The organism is Promicromonospora kroppenstedtii DSM 19349, from assembly GCF_000515355.1.
Classification (GTDB): domain Bacteria; phylum Actinomycetota; class Actinomycetes; order Actinomycetales; family Cellulomonadaceae; genus Promicromonospora; species Promicromonospora kroppenstedtii.
Window position 1 is genome coordinate 34,953 of sequence record NZ_KI911693.1, and the last position, 5,703, is coordinate 40,655.

General features: G+C 71.7%; 5 protein-coding genes. 3 read left to right on the forward strand and 2 right to left on the reverse strand.

Translation table 11 applies throughout. From position 1 onward, the window contains the following. Positions 1-195 precede the first annotated feature (195 nt). Both dgoD and guaA read left to right on the forward strand, forming a co-directional pair. Positions 196-1,329, forward strand: coding sequence for a galactonate dehydratase (dgoD, locus tag PROKR_RS16975; protein WP_425414905.1), 1,134 nt, complete (start codon positions 196-198; stop codon positions 1,327-1,329). 53 nt (positions 1,330-1,382) lie between these two features. Then, positions 1,383-2,975: a glutamine-hydrolyzing GMP synthase gene (guaA, locus tag PROKR_RS16980; RefSeq protein WP_036964931.1), complete on the forward strand. Its 1,593-nt coding sequence runs from the start codon at positions 1,383-1,385 to the stop codon at positions 2,973-2,975. Positions 2,976-3,039: 64 nt separating this feature from the next. Here guaA and PROKR_RS16985 read toward each other — a convergent pair whose 3' ends face one another. Beyond that, on the reverse strand, positions 3,040-4,152 hold the full coding sequence (locus tag PROKR_RS16985) for an epoxide hydrolase family protein (RefSeq protein WP_036964933.1): 1,113 nt from the start codon (positions 4,150-4,152) through the stop codon (positions 3,040-3,042). Positions 4,153-4,214: 62 nt separating this feature from the next. On the opposite strand from PROKR_RS16985, the gene PROKR_RS16990 reads away from it, so the two are divergent. After that, positions 4,215-5,186, forward strand: coding sequence for a helix-turn-helix transcriptional regulator (locus PROKR_RS16990; RefSeq protein WP_036964934.1), 972 nt, complete (start codon positions 4,215-4,217; stop codon positions 5,184-5,186). Between the two features lie 41 nt (positions 5,187-5,227). Here PROKR_RS16990 and PROKR_RS16995 read toward each other — a convergent pair. After that, a partial coding sequence (locus PROKR_RS16995; protein ID WP_051433077.1) for a prepilin peptidase occupies positions 5,228-5,703 on the reverse strand: 476 nt, incomplete at its 5' end.

Genomic DNA, 5,703 nt, shown 5'->3' on the forward strand with positions numbered 1-5,703 from the left:
CGCGGACTGGGCCCGCGCCGGCGCGGCGGGCGCCGGGATCGGCACGTCCCTGTACCGCCCGGGCGACCAGCCCGACGTGGTCGGCGCGCGGGCCGCCGAGCTGGTCCGGGTCTGGCAGCAGCGCTGATCCGGCTGAACCGATCCGGCTGAACCGAAGGCAGTACAACTGAGAGGCATGCCGTGAAGATCACGTCGATGACGACATTCGTCCTGCCGCCGCGGTGGCTCTTCCTCAAGATCGAGACCGACGAGGGGATCGTCGGCTGGGGCGAGCCGGTCCTGGAGGGGCGCGCGGCCAGCGTCGCCGCCGCCGTCGAGGAGCTGTCCGACTACCTGATCGGCAAGGACCCCCGCCGGATCGAGGAGCACTGGACCGTGCTGTACCGCTCCGGGTTCTACCGTGGCGGCGGTATCCACATGAGCGCGCTGGCCGGTATCGACCAGGCCCTGTGGGACATCAAGGGCAAGGCGCTCGGCGTGCCCGTGCACGACCTGCTCGGCGGGCGGCTGCGCGACCGGATCAAGGTCTACTCGTGGATCGGCGGCGACCGGCCCGCGGAGACCGCGGCCCAGGCCAAGGACGCCGTGGACCGGGGCTTCACGGCGGTCAAGATGAACGGTCCGGAGGAGCTGCAGTACGTCGACTCGCGCGACAAGGTCGAGAAGGTGGTCGCCAACGTCGCGGCCGTCCGCGACGCCGTCGGGCCGAACATCGGCATCGGGGTCGACTTCCACGGGCGCGTGCACCGCCCGATGGCGCGTGTGCTGCTCGACGCGCTCGCGCCCTACCACCTGATGTTCGTCGAGGAGCCCGTGCTCTCGGAGCACGTGGACGGGATCGCCGACGTGCTGCGCAACTCCACGACGCCCATCGCGCTCGGGGAGCGGCTGTACTCCCGGTGGGACTTCAAGAACGTCATCACCACGGGCGTCGTCGACATCATCCAGCCCGACCTGTCCCACGCGGGCGGCATCACCGAGGTGCGCAAGATCGCCGCCATGGCCGAGGCGTACGACATCGCCGTCGCGCCGCACTGCCCGCTGGGGCCGATCGCACTGGCGGCCTGCCTGCAGCTGGACGCCGTGGCCTACAACGCCGTCATCCAGGAGCAGAGCCTCGGCATCCACTACAACACCGGGAACGACCTGCTGGACTACGTCGTGGACCCGGGGGTCTTCGCCTACGAGGAAGGTTCCGTGGCCATCCCGCAGGGGCCCGGCCTGGGCATCGAGGTGAACGAGGACTACGTCCGGGAGCGCGCGGTCGAGGGGCACCGCTGGCGCAACCCGGTCTGGCGGCACGACGACGGGTCGTTCGCCGAGTGGTGAGCCCAACTCCGCCGTGGGGCGCCGGGCCGCCGTCGGGCACATAGACTTGCCGCGTGTCGTCCACTGCCCCTGAGAACCAGCCGCAGACCCCCCGCCCGGTCATCGTCGTCGACTTCGGCGCGCAGTACGCCCAGCTGATCGCGCGCCGCGTGCGCGAGGCCCGGGTGTACTCGGAGATCGTGCCGCACACGTTCACCGTCGAGCAGATGCTCGCCAAGGACCCCGCGGCCATCATCCTGTCCGGCGGTCCGTCCTCCGTGTACGCGGCCGGCGCCCCGTTCGTGGACCCCAAGCTGTTCGAGGCCGGCGTCCCGGTCATGGGCATCTGCTACGGGTTCCAGGCCATGGCGCAGGCGCTCGGCGGCGAGGTCGCGCAGACCGGGCTGAGCGAGTTCGGGGGCACCGAGGTCGAGGTGTGCGCCTCGGGCGTGCTGCTCGCCGACACCCCCGAGCACCAGACCGCGTGGATGAGCCACGGCGACGCCGTGCACAAGGCGCCGGTCGGCTTCGAGGTGCTCGCGACGTCGGAGGGCGCTCCCGTCGCCGCCTTCGAGGACACCCGCCGCCGCCTGTTCGGCGTGCAGTGGCACCCCGAGGTGAAGCACTCCGCGCACGGCCAGACGGTGCTGGAGCACTTCCTCTACGAGGGCGCCGGGCTCAAGCCCGACTGGACTCCCGGCAACGTCATCGCCGACCAGGTCGCGGCCATCAAGGCGCAGATCGGCGACGCGCGCGTCATCTGCGCGCTGTCCGGTGGCGTCGACTCCGCCGTCGCCGCCGCGCTCGTGCAGCAGGCCGTGGGCGACCAGCTCACCTGTGTGCACGTGGACCACGGCCTCATGCGGGCCGGCGAGGTCGAGCAGATCGAGACCGACTTCGTCGCATCGACCGGCGTGAACCTCGTGATCCGCGACGAGAAGGAGCGCTTCCTGACGGCGCTGGCCGGCGTCAGCGACCCGGAGACCAAGCGCAAGATCATCGGCCGCGAGTTCATCCGCGTGTTCGAGGACGCGCAGCGCGACATCGTCGCTGAGGCCGGTGCGCACGGCGAGGAGGTCAAGTTCCTCGTGCAGGGCACGCTGTACCCGGACGTCGTCGAGTCCGGCGGCGGCGAGGGTGCGGCCAACATCAAGAGCCACCACAACGTGGGCGGCCTGCCCGACGACCTGGACTTCGAGCTGGTCGAGCCCCTGCGCACCCTGTTCAAGGACGAGGTCCGCGCGGTGGGCCGCGAGCTCGGCGTACCCGAGGAGATCGTCTCGCGCCAGCCGTTCCCCGGCCCCGGCCTGGGCATCCGGATCGTCGGCGAGATCACGGCCGAGCGCCTGGAGATCCTGCGCCGCGCCGACGCGATCGCCCGCGAGGAGCTCACGAAGGCGGGGCTGGACAACGAGATCTGGCAGTGCCCCGTGGTGCTGCTCGCCGACGTCCGCTCGGTCGGCGTCCAGGGCGACGGCCGCACCTACGGCCACCCGATCGTGCTGCGCCCGGTCTCGTCCGAGGACGCGATGACGGCCGACTGGACGCGCCTGCCCTACGACGTGCTGTCGACCATCTCGACCCGCATCACCAACGAGGTGCGTGAGGTCAACCGCGTGGTGCTCGACGTGACGAGCAAGCCGCCGGGCACCATCGAGTGGGAGTGACGTCCCGCGGCCCCGTCCCTTCCGAGGGGCGGGGCCGCGGTCGTTCTCCCGGGTCGGCCGGGGGTCAGCTGAGCCGGCGGAAGAAGGCACGGACGTCGGCGGTCAGCAGATCGGGCGCGTCGTGCGCGGCGAAGTGGCTGCCCGTGTCATAGGTGTTCCAGGACACGATGTTCTTGTGGTCGCGCTCGGCGAACACGCGGATCGACTGAAAGTCCCAGGCGAAGTTGGCCAGCCCGAGGGGCACCGTGGTGGGCTCGGTCGGCTTGTCGGTGGCGTGAAAGTCCTCGTAGTAGAGGCGGGCCGACGACGCTGCCGTGTTCGTGAGCCAGTAGATCATCGTGTTGGTCAGCACGTAGTCGGGGTCGAGGTTCGCCCCGAGCAGCTGTGCGTTCCAGCCGAGCTGCCCCACGGGCGAGTCGGCTAGCGCGTGCGACAGGGTCTGCGGCGCGGTGGACTGCAGCTTGTCGTAGGCCCCGCCGTTCTCCGTCCACCACCCGAGGAACTCGACCCGCTTCCGGTCCTCCTCGGACAGACCTTCGAGCTCGGCGGGGTCGCCCGACGGGAACGAGAAGACCTGGGTGACGTGGACCCCGAGTACATGGTCCGGGTCGCAGCGACCCACCTCGGGGGAGATCAGCGAGCCGCCGTCGTTGCCGTGCGCGCCGTACCGCTCGTACCCGAGGCGGCTCATCAGCTCGGCCCAGGCCCTGGCGACGCGGTACCGGTTCCAGCCCCGCTCGGTCGTGTGGCCGGAGAAGCCGAACCCGGGCACGGACGGGATCACGAGGTGGAACGCGTCGGCCGGGTCGCCGCCGTGGGCCCGCGGGTCGCTCAGCCGGTCGATCACGTCCAGGTACTCGACGACCGTCGTCGGCCAGCCGTGTGTCAGCAGCAGGGGCGTGGCGTCCGGCTCGGGCGACCGGACGTGCAGGAAGTGCACGTTCTGCCCGTCGATCGTCGTGGTGAACTGCGGGTACTGGTTGAGCCTCGCCTCCCACGCGCGCCAGTCGTACTCGTCGCGCCACCGCTGGACGAGGCTCTGCAGGTACTCCAGCGGCACGCCGTAGTCGGTGCCGCCGTCGGGCAGCTCATTGGTCCAGCGCACCCGCGACAAGCGCTGCTTGAGGTCGTCGAGGTCTGCCTGGGGGACGTCGATCCGGAACTCGTGGATGCTCATGCGGACAACTCTGCCTGGCTATTAGGACGACTTGCTTCCGCATGGTCTGCGAGGCTTGAGCAATGTTGGATACCTCGGCCCGCCTCCTGCGACTGCTCTCGCTCCTGCAGCTCCCGCGGGGGTGGACGGGCGTCGAGCTCGCCGAGCGGCTCGGGGTGAGCGGGCGGACCGTGCGCACCGATGTCCAGCGCCTGCGCAGCCTCGGTTACCCGGTCGTGGCCACCCGTGGGAACATCGGCGGCTACCGCCTCGGCGCCGGCGCCGACGTCCCGCCGCTGCTCCTCGACGACGACGAGGCGGTGGCCGTCGCGGTCGGCCTCCGGACCGCGACCGACGGCGCCGTCGCGGGCATAGAGGAGGCGTCGCTGCGGGCGCTGGCCAAGCTGGAGCAGGTGCTGCCCGCCCGGTTGCGACGCCGGGTCAACACCCTGCAGAGCTACACGGTGCCGGTTCCCGGCGACGCGGGAGGGCCGAGCGTCGACACCTCGGTCCTGACGACGCTGACCGCGGTCTGCCGCGACCGGGAGCGGCTCCGCTTCGACTACGAGGACCATGCGGGTGCGGCCGCCGTGCGCACCGTCGAGCCCTACCGCCTGGTCAGCTGGGGCCGACGTTGGTACCTGTTCGCCTGGGACGTCGAACGCGACGACTGGCGGACCTTTCGCGTCGACCGGATGCGGCCGCGCGTCCCGACCGGGCCCCGGTTCACCCCGCGCGACCTGCCCGAGGACGTCGCCGCGTACGTGTCGAGCCGGGTGTCCGCCGCCGCATGGCGGTATCGGTCCCAGGTCACCGTGCACGCCCCGGCCGAGGTCGTCGCCGCCCGGATCAGCCCGGCGGTGGGGACTGTCGAACCCGTCGACGAGCACACGTGCACGCTGCACACCGGCGCCGACACGGTCGAGACCCTCAGCGTCTATCTGGGCCTGCTGGGGGAGGACTTCGACGTGACCGGGCCGCCGGAGCTCGTCACGCACCTGCGCGGGCTCGCCGGGCGTTACACCCGGGCGACACCGTCGCCCGTCGCGCCGTAGCTGCGGCCCTGGACGTCGGGTCGTGGGCCCGCGGCCCGTCGTCAGCCGACCAGCCGCGCCCAGGTCAGCCCGAGCACGGTGCCGAGCAGCAGGTACGGGCCGAACGCGATGCCCGTCTTCCAGCCCGCGCGCCGGCCGAGCACCAGGACGATCGCGACCACACCGGCCAGCAGGTGCGCGGCGAAGACGCCGATCAGGAGCGTGCCCCACGAGTGCCAGGTCAGGACGGCGCCCAGGGTCAGGCTGAGCTTGACGTCGCCGTAGCCGATACCGCCGCGCGGCGAGACCAGGTACAGCACCTGGTAGAGCGCGAAGAACGCGAGCGCGCCGAGCGTGGCCCGGCCGAGGTCGGCCCACGACCCGGTGCCGAGGGCCGCGACGACGAGCAGCACGCCCGTGGCCCAGGTCAGGGGGAACACCAGCGCGTTGGGCAGCCGGTGGGTGCGGCCGTCGATCACCCCGAGCGCCGCGCCCACGACCGCGAGCACCACGTAGGCGGGCGTGAGCCAGCCCGGGC